The sequence below is a fragment of the Mesotoga sp. HF07.pep.5.2.highcov genome (assembly GCF_003666285.1).
GTDB lineage: Bacteria > Thermotogota > Thermotogae > Petrotogales > Kosmotogaceae > Mesotoga > Mesotoga prima.
This window is the reverse complement of record NZ_JFHJ01000320.1, coordinates 1-1,245: the sequence shown is the minus strand read 5'-3', so window position 1 is coordinate 1,245 and position 1,245 is coordinate 1. Positions and strand designations below refer to the sequence as shown.

Below are 1,245 nucleotides of genomic sequence, written 5' to 3'. Positions count from 1 at the left end.
CCTCTAATTTCCTCATCGATCTGTCCTCGCAAGGTCTGTTCCATGACGGTGTTGAAAAGCGCAGAAAAGACGAAAATCAGTATGATGTAGATAAAGATGCCGTAGAAGACACGTTTCAACATGTATTTCCAGAACATATTCCACCTCAATAATGAAAGCGGCACCCTTTCGGGTACCGCTCTGCAGACATCAGTAAACTATGGTGGAAGTGACGGACGATGCCGGCACCGCACCTTCGAGTGAAGCGATTGCCAGAACGTTGTATGAGCCAGGTTCGAGATCTTCGATAGCTTCAGCGTTTATTACAGCTTCGAAAAGTCCCGGTTCGATCAAGACGGCGTCGAAAGTCATCTCTTTCTCCGGAGTTATAAGTGTCACGACAATGCTTCCCCTGGATGCCTTGGATACCTCTTCAGATGGATAGGCAACCTCTGCGACTACTACCTTGACAGTCGTATCCATTCCCTTCATGATTATGGCCGGTACGTCTATAGAGTCGACTGAAAGCCTTACGGTTTTCAACATTTCCTTCCAGTAGTACGGTTCATATGGATAGGAAGGATCTCTAAAGGCCCTGCATTCCGCATAGTTCGCAGTTGGGTCGTATTTTGAAAGGTAGTATGGTCCATTGCTTATATACGCATGTCCATACTTGTCTATGAAGTCGATTGCGGCCTGGTATCTTGACTGAGCCTCTTCGACAGTTATCAGGCCCTTAAGAGAGTTAGGAACATGTCCCTTTTCTATTAGCTCGACGAGTTTCGCTTTTATGTCTTTCACGTGGTTCGGTACAAGGACATCGATCTGAGTGACAGCGGGATCGTTCCTGAAGGCATAGACCGTTCCAGATTGGCTGCCGTTGGCAACGATTTCCGCGAGGGCCTCGTATATTTCCCAGGAGACTATTACAAATGGCTGTCTGTGGACTCCAAGGAAAGGTGCTCCCCACTGTGCGGTTCTGTCGACGCTTGCAGGGAAGTTGTAATCGAAGTAGGTAGTGATTGTCCCGTCATCGTTTACAATATATCCCTTTATCGTGTCTTGTCCGCTTCTCATGTAATTCTCGTACGAAGCTTCGTAGTACTTGTCATTCTCCCCGTCTCTCGATATCCATTCATCAATGAATGCGAAGGCGTAGAGATAGTCGTTGACTGTTATGGGCTGGCCCTGGTGCATGTTGCCTCCGAGGAGGGTATATGTTCCCATCGACATTGACTTGACGCCCGGGCCGACTTCCTTCCACTG

The 1,245-nt window shown here is 48.0% G+C and carries 1 pseudogene; it reads right to left on the bottom strand.

Annotated features, from left to right (window positions below):
- Positions 1-189 precede the first annotated feature (189 nt).
- A pseudogene (locus tag BG32_RS07065) lies at positions 190-1,245 on the bottom strand (ABC transporter substrate-binding protein); the annotation flags it as partial.